Here is a 21,754-nt window from a genome sequence, read left to right on the forward strand (position 1 = left end):
AATAATAAGTTGTCCTGTTTCACCTTGTAAAGGTGCAAACATAAATACATTGTTTTTATCGTGTTTTATAACGTATTGCACACTGGCATTGCAAAGGTTGCAAACACCATCAAAAAGAATAAGTTGTTTATTTTTTGGCAAATTTTGTATCATGCTACTTTATGGCTTCTACCAGCTCCAACTGTTCCAAACTTACTTTGGTTGTAAACATGCCATAATTAACTATGGCTTTATTTTTTTCTATACTGTCTATGCTACCAACAGCGCGACCATCTTCCAGTCTTACACGATCGCCTACTTTTAAAGTTGGTTTGGGTGTAGGTGGTTTTAAAGCTTCTTTTTTCTTGGCTGCCTTTTTCTTTTTTCGAATAACTTCAACCGATTTCTCTACTTCTAGCTTTACTTGTTTTTCCTTGGCTTTTTCTGCTTTTTTCTGCTTTACAGAAACCTTTTTTCGCTTGGAATTTTCAATTTGAACGATTTTGAACAACTCATTCATCAAATCCCGCTTTTGTTTGTTGTTAAAATACTTTTCCGATAGATCGTCTATTTTTTGTCCTAAATATATTAAACGTTGATTGCTATCATACAATTCTTGATAGCTTTCCAGTTTTTTTTGGATTTTGGCATTGATTTCTTCCAATTTTTCGGCTTCACTTTGCTTTTTTCGCTCATTGACTTTTAAGGATTGTTCTGTTTTTTCTAATTTGGAACGCTCCTTTTGAAGTTTAGCTATGGTTCTATCAAATCTTACTTTGCCTTTTTCTATTTTCTTTTTGGCCCTGTTTATCAAACCGTAGGGAATCCCATTTTTTTGAGCCACTTCAAAAGTAAAACTACTTCCTGCCTGTCCCAAGGCCAATTTATAAATGGGTTCCAGGGTTTTTTCATCAAACATCATATTGGCATTTTGCATATAGGGCAACTCGTTGGCCAAAATTTTAAGGTTGGAGTAGTGGGTTGTAATAATCCCAAAGGCTTCACGATGGTAAAATTCTTCAAGAAACGTCTCTGCTAAAGCACCTCCCAACTCAGGGTCAGAACCTGTTCCAAATTCATCAATTAAAAACAAAGTGTTTTTATTGCATTTTTTCAGGAAATAGTTCATCTGTTTTAAGCGATAGCTATAGGTGCTTAAATGGTTTTCTATAGATTGATTATCGCCTATATCTGTAATAATCCTATCGAATAAATACACGCTACTACGTTCGTGAACCGGAATTAACATACCACTTTGAAGCATTAATTGCAGTAAACCAACCGTTTTAAGCGTGATGCTTTTTCCTCCAGCATTGGGCCCGGAAATCACAATGATTCTATTTTCCTGGTTTAGCTCAATACTTTGAGGATAGGTTTTGGCTTTCTTTTTTAAATTACTAAGGTATAATAAGGGATGATAGGCATCACGTAAAAACAATTTTCGGTTGGTGTTGATTTCTGGTAAAACAGCGTTCAAGGATTTGGCATATTTGGCTTTGGCAGAAATCACATCCATTTCGGTTAAAAACTCTTGATATTGTTTCAAAAGTGGCAAAAACGGCCGAATAAAGTTTGTTAAGGACTTTAAAACCCTAATAACTTCTTCGTGTTCTTCATATTCCAAATTGTTTAATTCCCTGGTGTGCTGTAAGGTGGTTTCAGGTTCTATATACACAATGCTACCTGTTTTACTTCCTCCCATAATGGCACCTTTTACCTTGCGTCTGTACATGGCTTTAACGGCAAGCACACGTTTGTTGTCCACAACCGATTCCCTGATGTCATCCAAATAATCGAGCTGATGGTAGCTGTTTAACGCTGTGGTGAAACTCTGATTGATTTTACCTTTAATTTTGTTGATCTCCTGTCTTAATTCTGAAAGGAGAGGTGATGCCGTATCCTTTACATCTCCAAATCTATCAATAATAAGGTCTATTTGATCAATAATAACTTTGGTGACTTCAATATTTGAAGCAAATTCATATAATTTTGGATAATATTCCTCAAACTTTTTTAAAAACCTGATGATCTCGTTTGAGGTCAAGGAAATAGCCACAATTTTCTTCAAGCTATGAGCTTCCAAATAAGTGTTTTCAATGTTTAGCAGCTTTAGTTCCTTGGCTATGGTTTCAAAACCATGATTGGGAATTCGGTTGTCGTTGTAAAATGAAGCTAAAAATTCATTCGTTAGCGTTAAACTGTTTAAAACGGCTTCCTTACTTTTAAATGGTTCAATTTTTAAAGTTTGTTCATGACCCAAAGCTGTAATGCACAATTCGCTTATTTGTTGCAAAACAGTTGAAAATTCTAGGTCTTGAAGGGTTTTATTATGAATGTGTATCATGTTTTTTTGCTTCTAAAAGCAACTTTTTTAAAACATGCTAATTTACACAATATGTTTTAAAACTAACAGGAAGCTTATTATTTGATACCATTTATATTGATTAATTTTGAAAGACTAACATATTATATATGAAATATAGAATTTTTTTTAGCTTGGTGTTCATATTTGCAATGATGGTAAGTTGCAAAAAAGACTATTTAAAATACACTAAAAAGCCTGAATATATCACATCACCTTCCCAAGAAAACAAGCTTTATTTTGATGCTTATGATGCCACATTAAAAATATGGAAGGTGCCTTATGAGGAATTATACATACCTACAACCTATGGAACGGCACATGTGGTTGTGAGTGGTCCGGAATCTGGTGAACCTTTGGTTTTATTGCATGGAATGAATGCCAGTTCTACCATGTGGTATCCTAATATAGAAACCTTAAGCCAGGAATATCGTGTGTTTGCCATCGATTTTATTTTGGAACCAGGAAAATCCTATAAAACCAAAGACATAGAAAATGTAACGCAAATTGCAGCTTGGTATCAAGAAATCCTAAACAAGCTTAAATTGGAGAGCTATCATATTATTGGAGCTTCCAGAGGTGGTTGGTTAGCCGTAAATTTAGCCTTAAACCATCAAGACAGAATAAAAAGCATGACTTTGTTGAGTCCTGCCCAAACCTTTATTTGGATAAGACCAAGTGCCGATTTGCTTAAAAATATCATTTATGCCTTATCATCAAAAGAAAAGCAAATGGAACAAAACTTAAAGTCCATGTCCAGCAATGTGGACAACATCAATAAAACCTATTTGGAACAATATTACATTGGTGTGGAAAAAGACTCCATCAATAAGTTTGTTATGGACATGCAACCATTCTCAAAAAAAGATTTTGAATCCTTAAAAATGCCAGTTTTGGTATTAATAGGAGATGATGATATGATAAATAACGATAAAACACTGGTTATGGCCAGAAAATTAATCCCTTATGGACAAGGAGATAAAATTGAAAATGCAGGACATTTTTTATCTGTAGATCAGCCAGAGGTGGTCAACACTAAAATTTTGGAGTTTTTAAACAGTGTTACAAATCAATAGGTCTTAAAGATACACTTGTATGGTTAAAGCTATCATGGTGAAAATTGTTAGGATAACAACCAACGGGATCACAAATTTCAGCCATTTGTTGTATCCTACTTTTACAATTGCTAAAGATGCTAAAATTAAACCTGTTGGGTTAATAAAAGCAAATAATCCCATTCCATATTGATAACAATTCACAATAATTTCCCTGCCAAAACCTACTGTATCGGCTAGTGGCGACATAATAGGCATGGTCAATACAGCCATTCCGGAAGAACTAGGGATAAAAAATGATAACCCTCCATAAATAAAAAGCATAACGTTGGCAAAAAGACCTTTGTTCATTCCTTCGGTTAGGTTGCTGGAATGAAACAAAAGAGTATCGCTAATAAAACCGTCTTCCATCAACACCGAAACACCTCTTGCAATTCCAATAATAATGGCAACTCCCAATAAATCTCCAGCGCCTTTAACAAAGGTTTCCACAAAATTGGCTTCTTGAATTTTGGCAATAATACCTATAAGAATGGCTCCAACAAAAAAGACCGTTGTCATTTCCAAAAACCACCATTCCAGTTGAGAAACCCCATATATCATTACCACAAAACACATGGCAAACACAAATAAGATGAGACGTAATCGAGTGGTCAATACAACAGTAGCATTGGAAGTGGTTCCAAACATAGCCTCAATTTGTTCCTTTTGGCTATAGATAATGGATTTTGAAGGATCTTTTTTAACTCTATTGGCATATCGTAAAATATAAATAATACAGATAAGGGTTCCCAAAATAAGCATTATCAATCTTCCCGTGAATCCTGTAGTCCAGTTAATGCCAGCAGCATCAGAAGCAATGATGACACTAAATGGGTTTACGGTTGAACACATGGTACCAATGGAGGAACCTATATAAATAGCTGCCAACGGTACAATGGCGTCATATTTTGCTGCCAGGAACATGGGGATTAAAATAGGGTAGAAGGCTATGGTTTCTTCTGCCAGGCCAAAAGTAGTACCTCCTAATGCAACCAAGATGGTTACCAAAATAATAAGGACATACTCATGACCCTTTAACGTTTTCGCCAACCATGAAATACCTGCATCAAAAGCTCCTGTAAGATTCATGATTCCAATTAAACCACCTATAATCAATACAAGAAAAATAATATCAGCAGCCTCTATAATTCCTTTGATTGGCGATTTAAAAAACGCGAGAAGCCCTTGAGGCCTTGGCTCCACTTCCTGATAGGTATTGGGAATGGAAATAGGTTTCCATATGTCTCCATTGGTAAATTTTTCCAAAGGAATTTTCACCTGTAATGTTTCCAAGGTTTCTTGAGTAGCCTCCAAGGTGGTGGAACCTTCCATACTGCTTCTAGTAAAGGTATTGGTGTCTTTGTTGTAAGAAAGTGAATCGTATTTTCCAGCAGGAATAACCCAAGTTAAAAGGGCTACAATAGCTGCTATTAACAATAAAATGGTTTGTGCTGTTGGGAATTTTATATTTTTCAAGTGTTTATTATTTTAATTAGAATATAGATAGTATTATTTTAGTTGAAACTTAAAAGCGAAGATATAAAATGACAATTAATGTAGACCCAAGTTGGTTGCCTTTTTTAAAGGAAGAATTTGAAAAACCTTATTTTCAGGACTTATCCAATTTCATTTCCAAAGAATATGAAAACAACACATGTTTTCCTCCAGCTACAGACATCTTTAATGCGTTTTCACATACTTCCTTTAAAAATTTAAAAGTGGTGATTATAGGTCAAGACCCTTATCATGTAAATAGACAAGCACATGGATTGTGTTTTTCGGTGAATGAAGATGTGGCACATCCTCCTTCTTTAATAAATATTTTTAAAGAACTGGAACAGGATTTAGGCATTCCTTATCCCAAAAGTGGTAATCTAAACAAATGGGCAGACCAAGGTGTGTTTTTATTAAACGCCACACTAACCGTTAGGGAAGGAGAGGCAGGAAGTCACCAAAAAAAAGGTTGGGAACAGTTTACAGATGCTGTAATTAAAATAATTAATGAACATAAAGAGCAAGTAGTCTTTTTACTTTGGGGAGGATATGCGAAAAAGAAGGCAAAATTAATAGACAAACACAAACATTTTATCTTGGAAACAGGACATCCTTCTCCATTAAGTGCCAATAGAGGCTTTTGGTTTGGAAATAAACATTTTAGTAAAACTAACTACCTGTTGGAGCAAGTTGGCTTACAGCCTGTTGCGTGGTAGTCTCAGGTTTAATAATGATGGTTGTCTGTTTTTGTACAGTATCAGTACGTCGCGTGGTTTTGTTACAACTAAAAAACAGCAATAAAAAATTTACGGCAACTAAAAAAGAAAGGATTAAAGTAATTGTTAATAGCATAAGCAATTGTTTTTTTTAAACTCCTGTACCGACAAATATAAGAGATTCATTGTTAAAAATTAAATATTTTTTAACATTTTCTGAAAAATGCCATTTTTAAAGCGGTGATTTCTAGCTGATTTTAAAAATCCTTAAGGAATATTTATGTTAAAATCACAGACTAGATTTGAGTCACCAAATCGGAATAATTCAACTTTTTTGGAATAATATTCAAAGCCAACAATTGATCTTGAACTTTATGTATGGTTTCTTCTGAAATAAGGTCTTGAGACCATTCTGTAAGGGATAACCACGCTTGCACATCCTCAATTTTTTGATGGTATCTATTGGCTATGACCTTATCGATATCTGCGATGTTTTTAAAATCTATTGTAATACGGTTAATTATCTCCAATATGGTTTTAATTTCATCGCGATGCGTTTTCAAAGACTCCATTCTAGCTGCAACAACAAAACATGGCCAAGGCGTTGGACAGGTTCCTACACGTCTAAAGATACCTTTATCTACCAGTGGTTTAGTCATGAATTTTTCCCACATAAAATAATCGGCTTTACCCTGTGTTAAACCTTCCACAGCACCTTCCACATTTTTAACGACTTCAAAGTCTAAATCCGTATTCACATTCCATTGATTGTTTTGGGCATTGATATAGGCCATTAAATGAGATCCAGAACCAAAACGACTGATAGCAGCTTTGGTTCCTTTTAAATGGTCTATGGTTTGGTAATTTGATTTTGCAGCCACGTGTATTCCCCAAATCAATGGGGTTTGAACAAAGGTTTGTACTATTTTGCTGGGATTGCCTTCTACGATATCTTTAATGATGCCTTCGGTTAAAATAACAGCCAAATCAATGTTTCCTTTTCTTAAGGCCTTGGTCATTGCTCCAGTGCCACTAGGATAATCTTCCCATCTTAAGTTGATTCCAGCTTTTTTAAAATCCCCATTTTTAAGTGCCAAATACCAGGCTAAATTAAAATGCTCTGGAACACCTCCAATATGAATTGTTTTCATTTAAATTATTTGATTTGCCATACAAAAGGCATTAAAAAAATCACACCAGTTTATTTAGTGTGTAGGCAATAAGTCTTTCCACTACAGCTTTTGGGTCTTTACTGAATTGTCCTGTGGCTCTGTTGGCAATAATGGCATTTAATGAAAGTGCATGGTGACCAAGCAGTTTGGATAAGCCATAAATAACAGAGGTTTCCATTTCAAAATTGGTAATTCTCATGCCATTAAAGCTAAAGGTGTCCATTTTTTTGTTCAAATCTGGATCTTGCAAAGGCAATCGCAACACACGCCCTTGTGGGCCGTAAAAACCACCAGCTGTTGCTGTTAAACCCTTATATACCTCATTGCCATCAAAAATTGCTTCCAATTTTTTACTGTTGTTTATAACTATAGGACGTGCTTTTTTGTTATTCCAGTTCGTAAATGCAACAAAAGCTTCTTCTATTTCTGGATTGCTAATATCATCTATTTTATAAAAATGCAGCATGCCATTTAAATCCAATCCATGAGAACTGATAACAAAACCATCTACAGGCACATCGGCTTGCAAAGAACCGGATGTTCCAACACGAACAAAATTAAGACTGGTATGGGTCTCTTTGGGTTTTCTGGTTTTTAGATCGATATTCACCAAAGCATCCAACTCATTTAAAACAATATCTATGTTATCGGGTCCAATGCCAGTGGAAAGAACCGTTAATCTCTTGCCTTTATAATATCCTGTTTGGGTTTTAAACTCTCTTTTTTGAGTAGCAAATTCAATGCTGTCAAAATGTTTGGTGATTTTCTCTACACGATCTTGGTCTCCTACCAAAAGGATATCGTGTGCAATATGTTCTGGTTTTAAATTTAAATGATAGATACTACCATCTGGATTTAAAATTAATTCTGAATCTTTAATTGACATTTAATGGGGTTTTAATTAATTTATTGGTGTGACTATCGTATGAAAAATCTAAGCGATTGATGCCTCCAAAAGTCAAATTATTATTTATTTGATAAGAAAAATTATGATTGCCTATTAGAGCTTCATGACCTTTTCTATTTAAACTTATCTTGTTGTCTTCTTCCGTGTAAAACATTTGAAGCAAATCTATTAAACGGTAAATTTGCAAATCTCCATAGCCATAATATCCTTGGTAATTAAGCACATAGCCCATTAACTGGTTTCTGGATTTTACTTCTTTTTCTTTTATGATGCTAAGAATGTTTTTTTCCAAGGCATTCAATCCGGATTTTAAGTTCGGGAACCGTTTTAAATGTGCTTTCAAACAGTTGCTAAGATATTTAAAAGAGGACTTTTGCGTGATATAAGGTTTTAATAGGTTATGGTCTTTCCCACAGTAAATATCCCAAATGGAAATGGCCATGTCAATATCTGCTTCCGTTAATTTTACTTTGTCTTTATAATGTTGCAACAATTGCTCTGTATTCAATTCTGAAAGTCCTTTCAGTTCGGTTTCTCCCTTAACCCTTCCGCTGCAAACCAAATAGAGTGGGAGTTTGATGTTTTTTTCTTTCAGCAATTTAATAACCGCCAAGAGATTGATATGACAAAACAAGTCGTATTCAAACCAAAGGATGATTTCAGTAAACGCTTCCGAATTATCTAAAATGGCCAATTCATTTTTGTACTCGGTTTCGTTGATTTCTATTTGGTAAAACTCGTTTAAAAAGGCTTTTCGTTTTGCTAAAAATTCTTCAGAATCTATATTTCTGGCAGTAGGCCCTTCACACAACATTTCCTGCCAAGTTAATATCTCTCCAGGAACATCAAGTTCTTTTAAGTAGGTGGTTAAACTACTTCCATTGGTTATATGCAAGGTGTTTAGGCTCATTATCCTCCAACACGTTTTACCTGAAAACCTTTATCTTTAAGGATTTCCATAATCTTATCCCTAAAATCCCCTTGAATCATGATTTTGTCATCTTTAAAACTGCCTCCAACACTTAAGGTGGTTTTTATCTCTTTGGCCAAGGTTTTAAAATCTTCTGTGGCTCCAGTATAACCTTCAAGAATGGTAATGGGTTTGCCTTTACGTTTTTCATATTTACAGATAATAGGATCCTCTTGCATCCATAGACCTTGGGTTTCTTCCTCAGGTTCTTGGGTGGATGGGTCTGGTTTATGGTCCGGAAAAAGTTGTTTTAATTGATCCTGTAAATCCATAGCTGCTATTTCTTGATTAATCCCAACTCAACAAGACGTTCGTTTAAGAATTCCCCTGCAGTGATGTCTTCAAATTGTTTTGGGTTGTCTTCATCTATACAACTTTCCAAAACATCCAATTTCATATCGCTCACAGGATGCATAAAAAACGGAATGGAGTATCGCGAGGTTCCCCAAAGTTCCCTTGGTGGATTGATTACCCTGTGAATGGTAGATTTTAGTTTGTTATTGGTATGCCTGGAAAGCATGTCGCCAACATTTATCATCAATTCATCAGGTTCTGCAATGGCATCCAACCAGTCGCCTTTATGGTTTTGAACTTGCAAACCACGTCCTTGGGCACCCATTAACAAGGTAATGAGGTTGATATCTCCATGAGCTGCAGCACGAACTGCGTTTTTTGGTTCTTCTAAGATTGGAGGATAGTGGATAGGTCTTAAGATGCTGTTTCCATTATGGATGTAATTGTCAAAATAGGTTTCTTCCAAGCCCAAATGCAAAGCCAAGGCACGCAATACATATTTGGCAGTTTTTTCCAGCATTCTATAAGTTTCCTTACCTACTTTATTAAATTCCGGAAGCTCTTCAACCTCGACGTTTTTTGGATATTCTGCTTCCAGTTTCGGATTGTTTTCCACATACTGCCCAAAGTGCCAGAACTCTTTTAAATCGCCTTCTTTCTTGCCTTTGGCGCTTTCCTTTCCAAAAGAGATATATCCCCTTTGACCACCAATGCCTTCTATTTCATATTTCTGTTTGGTTTCCAAAGGAAGTGCAAAGAATTTTTTCACTTCACTATACAGTTTATCCACTAAGGCATCATCCAAAAAATGGCCTTTCAAGGCAACAAAGCCTATCTCTTCATAAGCTTTACCAATTTCATCAACAAACTTTTGCTTTCTTACTGGATCTCCCGAAGTGAAATCGTTTAAATTAACACTAGGTATATTATTCATGGTATCTATTTTAATAAGTATGTATTACAAATGTACGAAAACATTATAAAGTTTTGATCACTAATTATTTTAAGAATTTCGATTGTAATTCTCAATTTATACTATATTTGACAAACAATTTTTATGAGTACGCACGTGTCTATACCTACTGAAATACAATACAATAAAGCTAATTTGGATTCCGCCGAATTATTGGAATTATACAAAAACATGCTTAAGCCCAGATTAATAGAAGAGAAAATGCTTATTCTATTACGTCAGGGCAAAATCTCCAAATGGTTTTCTGGCATTGGCCAAGAAGCTATTGCCGTGGGAGTTACCATGTCTTTAAAAAATGAGGAGTATATTTTACCCATGCACCGAAATCTAGGGGTTTTTACAACTAGGGAGATCCCATTGCATCGCTTGTTCAGTCAATGGCAAGGAAAAGCAAATGGTTTCACCAAAGGTCGCGATAGGTCGTTTCATTTTGGAACACAAGAATTCAAGATTGTGGGCATGATTTCCCATTTGGGACCACAATTGGGTGTTGCAGATGGGATTGCCCTGGCAAGCAAACTTCAAAATAAAAATCAGGTGACAGCTGTATTTACTGGAGAAGGTGGTACCAGCGAAGGCGATTTCCATGAAGCATTAAATGTGGCTTCGGTTTGGCAATTGCCTGTTATGTTTTGTGTGGAAAACAATGGTTACGGACTCTCCACGCCAACAAATGAACAATACAACTGTAAAGATATTGCAGATCGTGCTTTAGGCTATGGTATGGAATCCCATATTATAGATGGTAACAACATCATTGAAGTTTACACCAAAGTAAGGGACTTGGCTGAAAGCATCAGGCAAAACCCACGTCCTGTATTGCTGGAGTTTAAAACCTTTAGAATGCGTGGGCACGAGGAGGCTAGTGGTACCAAATATGTGCCTCAAGATTTAATGGACGCTTGGGCTAAAAAAGACCCTTTAGAAAATTATCAGGCCTACCTTAAAGAGGAAGGGCTTTTAACCGAAACGGAAGAAGTTGCTATTAAAGAAGTTATTGTTCATGAAATCAATGAACACCTTCAAATGGCCTTTGATGAAAAAGCCATTGTTCCAGACGAAAGCGTTGAGTTAAATGATGTATACAAAGCTTTTGAATATAAAGAAGTTACGCAAAATACAAACACCAAGGAACTCCGTTTGATTGATGCCATTTCCGAAGGCTTAAAGCAATCCATGGAGCAACATGATAATTTGGTGATTATGGGTCAAGATATTGCAGAATATGGTGGTGTTTTTAAAATTACCGAAGGTTTTGTTGAGCATTTTGGGAAAGATCGTGTAAGAAATACGCCTATATGTGAATCTGCCATCGTAGAAGCCGGAATGGGCTTATCCATTGCAGGTATGAAAGCTGTTGTTGAAATGCAATTTGCAGATTTTGTTACGTCTGGTTTTAACCCTGTGGTCAATTATTTGGCCAAATCACATTATAGATGGAACCAAGAAGCCGATGTGGTAGTAAGGATGCCTTGTGGTGCTGGAGTGGCTGCAGGCCCTTTTCATTCGCAGACCAATGAGGCATGGTTTACCAAAACACCTGGCTTAAAAGTGGTTTATCCCGCATTTCCTTTAGATGCCAAAGGTTTATTGGCAACCGCCATCAACGATCCAAATCCTGTATTGTTCTTTGAACATAAAGCCTTGTATAGAAGCATCAGGCAAGAAGTTCCAACCGATTACTTTACACTTCCCTTTGGAAAAGCTTCTCTTTTAAAAGAAGGGAATGAGGTTACCATAATCTCTTATGGAGCGGGAGTACATTGGGCTTTGGAGACTCTGGAGAACAATCCGGACATTCAAGCAGATGTTATAGATTTAAGGACTTTACAGCCTCTTGACACCGAAACCATTTATGCTTCAGTTAAGAAAACCGGTCGTGCCATTGTTTTACAGGAAGATTCTTTGTTTGGTGGTATTGCTTCGGATATTTCTTCCCTGATTATGGAAAACTGTTTTGAAGACCTAGATGCACCAGTAAAACGTGTGGCAAGTATGGAAACACCTATTCCGTTTATCAATCAACTGGAAACACAATATTTAGCAAAAGGCAAGTTTGAAACAGCTTTGAAGGAGTTGTTGGCTTATTAGTATTATTGCCACGAACACATGAATTTGATGTAAAAATTAAATCGTGTGTTCGTGGCAAAATTATTCAATAATAACTGAACGAATTCTTAAATAGATAATAATAACTGGTGTTATCGACTTTGTTAAAACTGAGCTGGTTTATTTTAAAGAATTTGCATAAGCCTGAACTTCGTCCAATACACGCAACAAATTCCCACCCCAAATCAAGTCGATTTCCTCTTCGGTATAACCACGTTTTACCAATTCCAAAGTGACATTAAAGGTTTCAGAAGCATCATTCCAACCTTCAATACCACCACCACCATCAAAATCGCTACTAATACCAACATGTTCTATGCCAATTTTTTCAACGATGTAATCGATATGATCTACTAAATCCGCTACATTTACGTTAGGAGGGAAGCCTTCTATTTTATTGGCTTTGGCATTAGCCAGGTCCAGCACTTTTTTATAATATCCAAAAAATTCATTTTGTTCTTGTGGTTTCAACGCCATGACTTCCTCTTTTGATGCGTACCACTTAACACCTAAGGAATCAGCCACTTGTTTTTGTATGCTTATTATTTTTTTGTTCCTGGTATTCATTTTGTTGATGTTTAAGTAATCATCCAAAGCAACCACTTGTACCACACCACCATTTTGTTTTAACCATTGCAACTGTTCGTCGTCCAGATTTCTACTTTCATTACTTAAGGCCCTAGCTGCCGAATGTGAAGCTATAATTGGTGTTTTACTTAGTGCAATCATTTGCTTCATGGCTTCTTTGGAAGGATGTGACACATCTATCATCATCCCCAAACGGTTCATTTCACCAATCACTTCTTTTCCAAGATCGCTTAATCCGTTATTAAGCCAAACGCCATCTGCTTCTCCTGTATGACTGTCGCTTAACTGACTGTGGCCATTGTGTGCCAAGGACATATATCGTGCTCCTAGATTGTAGAACTTTTCAACATTTTTAATATCCAATCCAATTGGAAAACCATTCTCGACACCAATCATCGCTACCTTTTTTCCAGAAGCATGGATTCGTTTAACATCATCTGACGTTAAAGCCAATTCTATTTGGTCTGGCGCATACACGTCAACCAATCTATGGATGGCATCAAATTTAGACATCGCTTGAGAATAAGCTTTTTTATAGCCTGTATTTGTTAGGGTGTCCTGGCCCGTATATACAATTAGCCAAATAACATCCAATCCTCCCGTTTTCATTTTGGGCAAGGTTACTTGCGAACTTAAATCTTGGGTATAATTGATGGAATCCGTAAAATTACTTAACTCAAAATCATCGTGGGTATCAATGGTGATTATACGTTCATGTATGGCTTTGGCGCGCTCCATTAGGGCAAGGGAATCGTTTTTCATATCTTGTTCAGGGACTTGTTTGACATCATTTTTGCAGGAAAAACATGCTATGGCAAATATGATAATTAATACATTGGTTTTCATGTATTTGTTTTGTTGGTTCGTCTTGTGAAGTTACAAAACAAAATTGAATCTAAGATCTAAGTAAAAATTGTATCTTTAAACTTTAGCTTATAAAAAGATGATTATTAAATTTTTTTTCACTTTATCGTTGTTTGTATGGAACTCGGGTTGTACTATGTTTAATGACCCTTATACTTGGAAACCATTAGAGGTTACAGCTTCTGCTTACAACTCTTTGGCCTATCAAACAAATAGCAACCCTCATATAACTGCTTTTGGCGACAGTTTAAAGCCTGGTTTAAAATACATAGCTGTTTCAAGGGATTTACAGGCTTTGGGGCTTGATTATAATACACCTGTGAAGATTGAAGGACTGGAAGGCATCTATTTGGTAAAGGACAGAATGCACTCACGCTGGAAAAATAAAATTGACATTTATATGGGAACTGATGTTAAAGCTGCAAAACATTGGGGAAGAAGGAAAGTAACCATACATTATGGTGTTATGAATAAAGAAGAGACAACAATAAACACCAATGAATAAAAAAACCAGCAATAACTTGCTGGTTTTTTTTGTGCTAATTTCAAAATATTCAATGAGCAAAACGCTTAATGCCTGTCCAAAGTTCTTCATCTGAGTTATTAAACCTCTGTATGAGTTTATTAACCGAAAGGTGTTTTACTTTCCCGTAAGAATCCCTGGAGATTTTAATAACTGCTTTCATGATAATTGATTTTTTACTGCCCTAACACTTAGACAGATTGATTTACAAAAATTTGCTTTTAGATACCTATCTGTATCTTCTTTTACTGTTCCAGGTGTAACCTTTACTACTGCTTTGTCTTTCTGTTAATTGATTGTTGTTTAATGTTCTCATGATTTCTTGATTTTTATTTTTGATTGATGATTGTGTCTATAGGTTTATCTATATCGTCTTTTGCTGTTCCAGGTATATCCTATACTTGTTGTTGTTCTTTCTGATACTTGATTGCTGTTTAAAGTTCTCATAATGTTTTGTTTTAAATGATTGATTGTTACTAGATAGACGATAGATATATAAAATTGTTACAGTACTATGTATAACATAATAGATATTTAACATTTTTTAACAATAGGGGAGGGAAATGCTGGAATCTGGACTCAATTGTTCTAAAAACTATTTCATTAAAGTTTTGATAAAAAATTGGATATTATTTTTTAAGGTACGATTTTTGAATTAATAAGTTTTCTTAAGAACTTATTATTATAATCATAAAGCTTAACCATGAAATACATTTGTTTCATCTTTTGTTGTTTGTTTTCTGTTTCGGTATTCTCACAAATTGATGCCAGTAGGGAATCAACCAGTATTCCTGCCGTAAAAAGTGAGGAAGGTAGCCAGGGAACATCGTTATTGGAATCGAAACCCATAGAAAACAAAGGTTTGAGCAATACCAATTCCGATAAAATCAATGGTTTGTCTGTTCCCAAACAGAACGAGATGTCAGATCCTAACGATAAAGGGTTTTCCATGTTTAGCAGTGAAACCTTTGGCAATCCAGCAGAATTATACACCAAACAAATAAAAAAACACGCCCAATTCACTAAAGAAGAAGCTGGTTCCAGGGATAATGGCAGTACGACCAATCAATATTTAGGGGATTTTAAAACAGGAGTATCCAAAGTAAATGTTATCTATAGAGACCATCAATATCCTGATGGTGATAGGGTACGTATTTTTGTTAACGACGATGTGGTCATGTCTGATGTGCAATTGCAATCTTCCTTTAAAGGCTTTCAATTGGATTTGGTAGAAGGCTTCAATAAAATAGACTTTCAAGCTTTAAATCAAGGTGATTCCGGTCCCAATACTGCCGAACTTCAAATTCTGGACAGTACTGGAAATGTTATTGCTACTGGGGTATGGAATTTGGCTACAGGTGTCAAGGCCACTCTTATCGTAATTAAAGAATAGTTTCTATTTCTTCCACATCGCCTGGTTGCATCTGGTTCAACCTATAGTTACCAATCCTAACACGCACCAAGCGTAATGTAGGGAAGCCAATGGCTGCAGTCATTTTTCTAACCTGTCTAAACTTACCTTCAGTTAAGGTTATTGATATCCAACTGGTTGGGCCATGTTTTTCATCCCTTACTAATCTATCTGGCACATTTGGTGTTTCAAAAAACAAATAAGCATCCTTGGCTTTCGCAAGGTACGGTTGTCCATTTACCGAAATACGTACACCATGTATTAAACAAGAAACGGCTTCAGAGGTCAATACCCCATCTACCAATACGTAATATTCTTTTTCTATTTGAGAGCTTCTTATGTATTCACTGGCTTTTCCATGGGTTGTAAGCAACAACAAGCCTTCAGATTTCTCATCCAGTCTGCCTATGGCCATCAAGTTTTTAGGAAATGGATAAAGTGAGCCCAAGAGTTTTTTATTTCGTCTTTTGTTCTGATTATTAACAAACTGACTTAAATATCCATAAGGTTTGTAGAGTTTAAAATGGGTATGGATTTTAGAATGGGACATAATATAATAAAATAAGAGAGTGTTTTAAAATGAATTTAGGTTTCATTAATGAATCTTATCAACTGCAAATGTTAAAAAAACTTGAGAATTTTATTCGGTTTAAAGCTACAAAAACTAAGAAAACACCTTATTTTTGCACATTACAAAATTTATGAGCAAGACAGTTACATCTTTAGAATTAGAAGACAGACGTGTAGGGAAGGACCTTTATAGCTATCAAAAAGGAGCTATAGACAAGATTTTTAAATGCTTTGAAGAAGCTCCAGAAGATTACCATTTACTATATCAATTACCAACTGGTGGAGGAAAAACCGTTATATTTTCTGAAATTGTTAGACAATACCTAAAACATCATAAAAAAAAGGTGTTGGTAATGACCCACCGAATTGAGTTATGCCGACAAACATCCAGCATGCTCGAAGAGTTTGGTGTGGTCAATAAAGTAGTAAGCAGTAAGGCCAACCTGGACGACCAAGCACAATACAGTTGTTTTGTGGCCATGGTAGAAACCTTGAACAACCGTTTGCAGGAAGACAAACTGGATATTTCGGATATTGGTTTGGTTATCATTGACGAGGCTCATTACAACTCCTTTACCAAGTTGTTTAAATACTTTGAAAAGTCTTTTATCTTAGGGGTTACGGCCACGCCTTTAAGCTCCAACATCAAACTACCGATGAAAGACAATTACGATGAGTTGATTGTTGGGGAAACCATTGAGTCCTTGATTAAAAACAAATTCCTATCCAAAGCAGACATTTATTCCTATAACGTAGGTTTAACCTCTTTGGTTGTTGGTGCCAATGGCGATTATACTGTTAAGTCTTCTGAAGATTTATACACCAACAACGACATGCTTAGCAAGCTCATGCAAGCCTATGAAGAACGTTCCAAAGGGAAGAAAACCCTTATTTTCAATAATGGGATCAACACCTCCTTGCATGTGTACGATACCTTTCGTGCTGCAGGTTATCCAATTGCACATTTGGACAATACCAACACCAAAAAAGAGCGTCGTAAAATCCTTAAATGGTTCAACCAAACACCTGATGCCATTTTAACCTCAGTGAGTATTTTAACCACAGGTTTTGATGAGCCAACCGTAGAGTCCATCATCCTAAATAGAGCTACAAAATCCTTAACCCTTTATTACCAGATGATAGGTCGTGGATCCCGAATTTTAAAAAACAAAAATACCTTTACGGTTATCGATTTAGGGAACAACCTACATCGTTTTGGGCCTTGGGGAGCCGATTTGGACTGGCAGCGCATCTTTAAATCCCCTAACTATTACCTGGATAATATTTTAAGTGATGAAGAACTGGAAGATAACTTTAGGTATGAAATGCCGGCCGATTTACGTGCTGAGTTTGGAAATTCTGATGTGGTTTACTTTAATATCAAGGAAACCTATATCAGTGCTGTTAGAAATGGGGAGTCATCCAAAGTGGTTTTGGAGCGTTCCATTGAGCATCATGCCAAAATATGTATCGAAAACAGTGAGGATGTTTACGATGCCTTGGACCTTGCCAAAAAACTGGGTGACGATATTGATTATAGAATTCATCGCTATACCAAATGCATCAGTAAAAGCACTTATAATTTTGTGGAATGGTTGAAAGACGATTACAGAAAGAAACTAAGGGCTTACTTAAGAGCGAATTTTGACGAGGTATTTGAAGAAATTCACGGAAAACCTGCAGAAAGCTAACAAACACTTCAGAAGAAAAAACCTCTCTAAATAAGCTTTAGAGAGGTTTTTTTGTGTCAATCCAACTGGATATACGACACTTTTAATAAATATATTTAGTTTTTAATGATTAATTTTTGGGATTGATTTGTTATACGATGTTTTACAAAATAGATTCCATTTTGTAAATCGTTTACAGCTATTGTTTTCATAATATTCGCTTCTACATCAAATGTTTTTACCACTTGCCCCAAAAGGTTGACCACGTAAAAATCTCCTTCTAAAGCCGATTGAATATGAAAACTTCCACTGCTAGGGTTAGGATACATCAAAAATTTGCTAATTGCTTCCGTAGGTTTCACAGACAACGTAGAAACCGTTACACAAGCAGAAGTTTCCGTGCAGGAACCCTGTGTAATTTCAACTTTGTAATCTCCAATTTCAGTGGCTTCAAAACTTTGATTTGTCTCTCCATTCAATAAGGTGTTTGGACATTGATACCATTGATAGGTAGCTCCTTCTTGATTTGCAGTTAATTGTGCACTGTTTTGAGTTATGGTAGTATCAATCATATCAGGTTCTGTAATTGTAAAGCTTACAGAGTCGGTACAACCGTTGGCATCTGTAACATAACAGGTTATAAGACCAGCTGGTAAACCTGTTACAGTATCTGTACCATCACCATTAGGGCTACCCGTCCAATTAAAAGTGTAACTTGTAGTACCACCTGTAACAGAAACAGTTGCTTGTCCGTTACTTTCTCCATAACAGGACACATTGATTTGAGAACTTGCTGAAGCATCGAGTTCTTGTGGTTCCATAATAAAGAAGTTTCTTGATGTGGTACACCCAATATTATCTGTGACAGTCACAGTATAAACACCTGCGGATAGTCCAGTGGCAACACTTCCAGTTCCCCCATAAGGTGCCCAATTATAAGAGTATGGAGTTACACCACCAGATACGGACACAGCTGCTGCACCATCAGCATTCCCATAGCATGTGATATCCGATTTTGAACCAGAAGTTATCATATTGGACAAATTTAAAGATGCTGAATTTGAGATGGAATAACAGGCTGAATCTCCATTTATAATTATACAGCGATAGTTATAACCAGACATATTAGAATTAGTTCCAGAAATGCTTAATGTATTGGTGGTTGCACCTGAATAAATACCAGCATTTGAAATATCGGTAAAACCACTTCCAGAATCTTCTTGCCATTGGTAAGCAGTTGCATTATTTGCATTAACCACAAAAGTAGTATCACCACCAACACATATATAACTGTTTGCAGGATTTGATACTATTGTTGGTATCACACATGATGCTTCCAGCAATCTAAAATTATCAAAAGCTATCTCTTCATTTCCAGCATTGGTAAAACAACGAACCCTCAAATTAAGGGTTGTTCCAGTGCCAGAAATTGTTTTCACAAATGTTGTGAAATTTGTAGTTAAAAGCGCGCCATCACCCACACCATCATTATTGGTGTCTTCAGCTAAGGTTTTGTTGTTTGTTCCACTTGATGTAGTGTTGTTTGAGAAAAAGCGCAGTAACGATTGGTAAGCACCACCATCTATACTATATTCAATAATGAGATAATCGCTATGGCTATGTCCTAAAGTCATATTTTCAAAAGCAGCTGATATGTTATTGGCTGCAAATAAACCTTCAAAGGTAATTTCTGTTTTACCACTGATGTCAATACCTGAATAAGTTATGTTTTGTTCTGCATTACCAGAGCCAAAAACCCCATCATGATCTTCGCCTGCCCAAAAACTTGAACCATTTTGTCCTGTATAATTTCCAAAAATCAAATCGACATCATTGTTAGTAGTTCTTTTAAAATACATTGTGGAAGGGTTTCCCAAACCGAAGTCATTTGAAGGAGTCCGTACTCCAGAAGATGGAGACCCGGTATCTTCAAAATTGTCCGACCAAAACTCGGTTTGTGAGTAAACTTGTATGTTAGTTATAAACAACATTAAAAGACCTATTAAAGTAATTTTTTTCATATTTATAAATTTTTAATTGACTTACAAAAGTATTTAAAAAGCATATAAAATTTACGTTTTATCTTACAAGAATATTATTTAATCGATAAAATAGTGTATTTTAACATGTGTAATCTACAATTTTGTCACATTATTTTAAATGTCACTATATCATTACTCAATTGTAAAAAGTGATAAATGTCAATTTATAATTAACAAATAAATAATATCTTTCTACTTTAAATTTTATAGAGATGAAAAAGATATTATTGCCAACAGACTTTTCTGCAAATTCCTGGGAAGCGACACGTTATGCCTTAAACTTATTTAAAAACGAGCCATGTACCTTTTACATTATGCACTCGCTTGAGCCATTGGTATCTGCACCATCTTCTGTTTCATCCAGAAGAGCCAATGAAGCCATTTTAAATTCTAGAAATAATGAATCTAAAATGGAATTGGAAAAAGAGCTCCAAAAAATTCAAGAACTTCCTAAAAACAGCAATCATGCATTTGAAACGCTACTGGTTCATGATTACTTTTTGGATGCAGTTACCTCCACTGTAAAGAAACTGGGAATCGATATTGTTATTTTAGGGACCAAAGGCGCCAGTGGTATCAAGGAAATGACCATTGGTAGCAACACGGCCAACTTAATCAACAAACAAAGTTGCCCAATTATTGCTGTGCCACAAAATGCCCTTAGCAGTATGGATCTGTCTGAAATTGGTTTTGCAACCGATTTGAGTATAGAAAATTATGGCGACGATCTGGACTTATTAAAAGAAATTGCCATGGCACACAACGCTATCATCTCTGCTGTGCACATCACCAATAAAAGCACAAACCTAAGCCCAGATTTATTGGCCAACAAATTGGCTTTGGAAATGACCTTAAAACCTTTAAGAGTGGATTTTTATTACATAACAGATGTTTCGGTAGAGTTGGGGGTTCGGGTATTTAGTGAAAGTAGAAAACTTGGAATGCTCTGTATCATCAATAAGAAACGAAGTTTCTTTGAGAAATTGTTCAATAGAAGCAATAGCAAGTCCATTAGCAGTCATTTGAATGTGCCACTAATTATTTTCAATCATGAGAGTTTATAATATTTGATTGGGTTCTGTAACAAAACAAAAGACGTTTCCTTACTATAGGAAACGTCTTTTTTTGGACTAATTAATATAATATAAGAGGCTTGTTTTATTCGTTTGAGGCCATTAGGGCAAAAAACTTATTGATGTTTGGTAGGATAATAATACGTGTACGTCTGTTTTTAGCTCGGTTTTCACTGGTGTCATTATCCACTAGAGGTTGGTAAAAACTTCTTCCGGCTGCAATCAGCTTTTCAGGGGCCACACCATAATCCTTTTGCAATTTCTTAACTACGGAAGTGGCACGTAACACACTTAAATCCCAATTGTCTTTTACCGATGCATTGGCTACCATGGTTTTGTTATCTGTATGTCCTTCTACCATCACGTCCAAACTTTCTTCAGAATTGATAACATCCGCTATTTTTTGTAGAATGGCATCGGCTTTACTGCTAATACGATAGCTACCAGAGTTGAACAACATTTTATCTGATATGGAAATCATTACCACAGTTTCGTTAATATCAATAGCAATATCCTCATCTACATTCATGTTGGAGGTATCCATGGATTGACGCAAATTGTAACCTACAGCCAAGTTCATGGAGTCTTTAAGTGTTTGAGCTTGAGCCAACTCGTTTGGATCGACATGTTGCAATGTGGCTTCCATTTGCTTTCTTACATCATTGGAAATCACTAAGTCGTCGCCAACGGTTACAATCTTGGCATCATTTTCTTCGGTGAGGGAATTTATTTTGGAATTGTAAGTATCTATTCGTGCCTGAATTTCATCAAACTTGGCTTCTAAATCTTCTTTAGCGACTTGGGTTTTCTGTAACTCGCTTCTAATTTCCCCGTTTTCCTGTTCTAAGGCAACGTATTTCTTTTTAGAAACACAGGCTGATAGTAATACTCCGGTTAGTAATAAAATTGAAAGTTTTTTCATAATTATAGTTTAAGTTTT

Annotated in this window: 20 protein-coding genes; 7 read left to right on the forward strand and 13 right to left on the reverse strand. The window is 35.8% G+C overall.

Features of this window, described 5'->3' with window-relative positions:
* Together AACY93_RS10115 and AACY93_RS10120 are read right to left on the reverse strand one after the other, a co-directional pair.
* On the reverse strand, positions 1–153 hold a 153-nt coding region (locus tag AACY93_RS10115; RefSeq protein WP_339611890.1), incomplete at its 3' end, for a DUF393 domain-containing protein.
* Between the two features lies 1 nt (position 154).
* Complete coding sequence (locus AACY93_RS10120; protein WP_286827614.1) at positions 155–2,323, reverse strand: DNA mismatch repair protein MutS; 2,169 nt, start codon at positions 2,321–2,323, stop codon at positions 155–157.
* A gap of 128 nt (positions 2,324–2,451) precedes the next feature.
* Between AACY93_RS10120 and AACY93_RS10125 the strand changes: the two genes are divergently transcribed.
* On the forward strand, positions 2,452–3,417 hold the full coding sequence (locus AACY93_RS10125; RefSeq protein WP_286827615.1) for an alpha/beta hydrolase: 966 nt from the start codon (positions 2,452–2,454) through the stop codon (positions 3,415–3,417).
* Positions 3,418–3,420: 3 nt separating this feature from the next.
* Here the strand turns inward: AACY93_RS10125 and AACY93_RS10130 are convergent, their stop codons facing one another.
* Positions 3,421–4,914 carry a YfcC family protein gene (locus AACY93_RS10130; RefSeq protein ID WP_286827617.1) on the reverse strand — a complete coding sequence of 498 codons (1,494 nt, stop codon included), beginning with the start codon at positions 4,912–4,914 and terminating at the stop codon, positions 3,421–3,423.
* Between the two features lie 68 nt (positions 4,915–4,982).
* Here AACY93_RS10130 and ung point away from each other — a divergent pair, with 68 nt between their 5' ends.
* The gene (ung, locus tag AACY93_RS10135) at positions 4,983–5,648 is read left to right on the forward strand and encodes a uracil-DNA glycosylase (protein ID WP_286827618.1); all 666 of its coding nucleotides are present in this window, start codon (positions 4,983–4,985) and stop codon (positions 5,646–5,648) included.
* A gap of 296 nt (positions 5,649–5,944) precedes the next feature.
* Here ung and AACY93_RS10140 read toward each other — a convergent pair whose 3' ends face one another.
* From AACY93_RS10140 to AACY93_RS10160, 5 genes are read right to left on the reverse strand one after another with little or no spacing between them, the layout of a single operon-like run.
* Positions 5,945–6,799, reverse strand: a complete 855-nt coding sequence (locus tag AACY93_RS10140; RefSeq protein ID WP_286827619.1) for a substrate-binding domain-containing protein — start codon at positions 6,797–6,799, stop codon at positions 5,945–5,947.
* 40 nt (positions 6,800–6,839) lie between these two features.
* Positions 6,840–7,706, reverse strand: coding sequence for a nucleoside phosphorylase (locus tag AACY93_RS10145; protein ID WP_007650675.1), 867 nt, complete (start codon positions 7,704–7,706; stop codon positions 6,840–6,842).
* Positions 7,696–8,637: a DUF1835 domain-containing protein gene (locus AACY93_RS10150; protein WP_286827620.1), complete on the reverse strand. Its 942-nt coding sequence runs from the start codon at positions 8,635–8,637 to the stop codon at positions 7,696–7,698. Before AACY93_RS10150 ends, AACY93_RS10145 begins: the two co-directional genes overlap by 11 nt.
* Positions 8,637–8,969: a translation initiation factor gene (locus AACY93_RS10155; RefSeq protein ID WP_007650671.1), complete on the reverse strand. Its 333-nt coding sequence runs from the start codon at positions 8,967–8,969 to the stop codon at positions 8,637–8,639. The genes AACY93_RS10150 and AACY93_RS10155 overlap by 1 nt, the downstream gene beginning before the upstream one ends.
* A 5-nt stretch (positions 8,970–8,974) precedes the next feature.
* Positions 8,975–9,925 (reverse strand): 2-oxoglutarate and iron-dependent oxygenase domain-containing protein, encoded by a 951-nt coding sequence (locus AACY93_RS10160; protein ID WP_007650669.1) that lies wholly within the window; start codon positions 9,923–9,925, stop codon positions 8,975–8,977.
* A gap of 123 nt (positions 9,926–10,048) precedes the next feature.
* Here AACY93_RS10160 and AACY93_RS10165 point away from each other — a divergent pair, with 123 nt between their 5' ends.
* Entirely contained in the window at positions 10,049–12,055 is a 2,007-nt protein-coding gene (locus AACY93_RS10165; protein ID WP_286827621.1) for a dehydrogenase E1 component subunit alpha/beta, read from the forward strand.
* A 138-nt stretch (positions 12,056–12,193) separates the two neighbouring features.
* Here AACY93_RS10165 and AACY93_RS10170 read toward each other — a convergent pair whose 3' ends face one another.
* The gene (locus AACY93_RS10170) at positions 12,194–13,507 is read right to left on the reverse strand and encodes a dipeptidase (protein WP_286854199.1); all 1,314 of its coding nucleotides are present in this window, start codon (positions 13,505–13,507) and stop codon (positions 12,194–12,196) included.
* Positions 13,508–13,661: 154 nt separating this feature from the next.
* On the opposite strand from AACY93_RS10170, the gene AACY93_RS10175 reads away from it, so the two are divergent.
* The gene (locus AACY93_RS10175) at positions 13,662–14,030 is read left to right on the forward strand and encodes a hypothetical protein (protein ID WP_286827646.1); all 369 of its coding nucleotides are present in this window, start codon (positions 13,662–13,664) and stop codon (positions 14,028–14,030) included.
* Positions 14,031–14,079: 49 nt separating this feature from the next.
* Here AACY93_RS10175 and AACY93_RS10180 read toward each other — a convergent pair whose 3' ends face one another.
* Entirely contained in the window at positions 14,080–14,211 is a 132-nt protein-coding gene (locus AACY93_RS10180; RefSeq protein ID WP_286854197.1) for a hypothetical protein, read from the reverse strand.
* A gap of 540 nt (positions 14,212–14,751) precedes the next feature.
* Between AACY93_RS10180 and AACY93_RS10185 the strand changes: the two genes are divergently transcribed.
* A complete protein-coding gene (locus AACY93_RS10185; protein WP_286827623.1) occupies positions 14,752–15,441 on the forward strand; it encodes a hypothetical protein in 690 nt (229 codons plus the stop codon).
* On the opposite strand, the gene AACY93_RS10190 is transcribed toward AACY93_RS10185, so the two are convergent.
* Positions 15,431–16,009 (reverse strand): pseudouridine synthase, encoded by a 579-nt coding sequence (locus tag AACY93_RS10190; protein WP_286827624.1) that lies wholly within the window; start codon positions 16,007–16,009, stop codon positions 15,431–15,433. The two genes, AACY93_RS10185 and AACY93_RS10190, sit on opposite strands and share 11 nt — an antisense overlap.
* A 151-nt stretch (positions 16,010–16,160) precedes the next feature.
* On the opposite strand from AACY93_RS10190, the gene AACY93_RS10195 reads away from it, so the two are divergent.
* Positions 16,161–17,720: a DEAD/DEAH box helicase family protein gene (locus tag AACY93_RS10195; RefSeq protein WP_007650660.1), complete on the forward strand. Its 1,560-nt coding sequence runs from the start codon at positions 16,161–16,163 to the stop codon at positions 17,718–17,720.
* Positions 17,721–17,815: 95 nt separating this feature from the next.
* On the opposite strand, the gene AACY93_RS10200 is transcribed toward AACY93_RS10195, so the two are convergent.
* Positions 17,816–19,720: a T9SS type A sorting domain-containing protein gene (locus AACY93_RS10200; RefSeq protein WP_286827625.1), complete on the reverse strand. Its 1,905-nt coding sequence runs from the start codon at positions 19,718–19,720 to the stop codon at positions 17,816–17,818.
* 233 nt (positions 19,721–19,953) lie between these two features.
* Here AACY93_RS10200 and AACY93_RS10205 point away from each other — a divergent pair, with 233 nt between their 5' ends.
* A complete protein-coding gene (locus AACY93_RS10205) occupies positions 19,954–20,805 on the forward strand; it encodes a universal stress protein (RefSeq protein WP_286827626.1) in 852 nt (283 codons plus the stop codon).
* A 94-nt stretch (positions 20,806–20,899) separates the two neighbouring features.
* Here the strand turns inward: AACY93_RS10205 and AACY93_RS10210 are convergent, their stop codons facing one another.
* Positions 20,900–21,736, reverse strand: coding sequence for an OmpA family protein (locus AACY93_RS10210; RefSeq protein ID WP_286827627.1), 837 nt, complete (start codon positions 21,734–21,736; stop codon positions 20,900–20,902).
* Between the last annotated feature and the right edge of the window lie 18 nt (positions 21,737–21,754).

Origin of the sequence: uncultured Xanthomarina sp., assembly GCF_963971605.1 — a bacterium.
Classification (GTDB): domain Bacteria; phylum Bacteroidota; class Bacteroidia; order Flavobacteriales; family Flavobacteriaceae; genus Xanthomarina; species Xanthomarina gelatinilytica.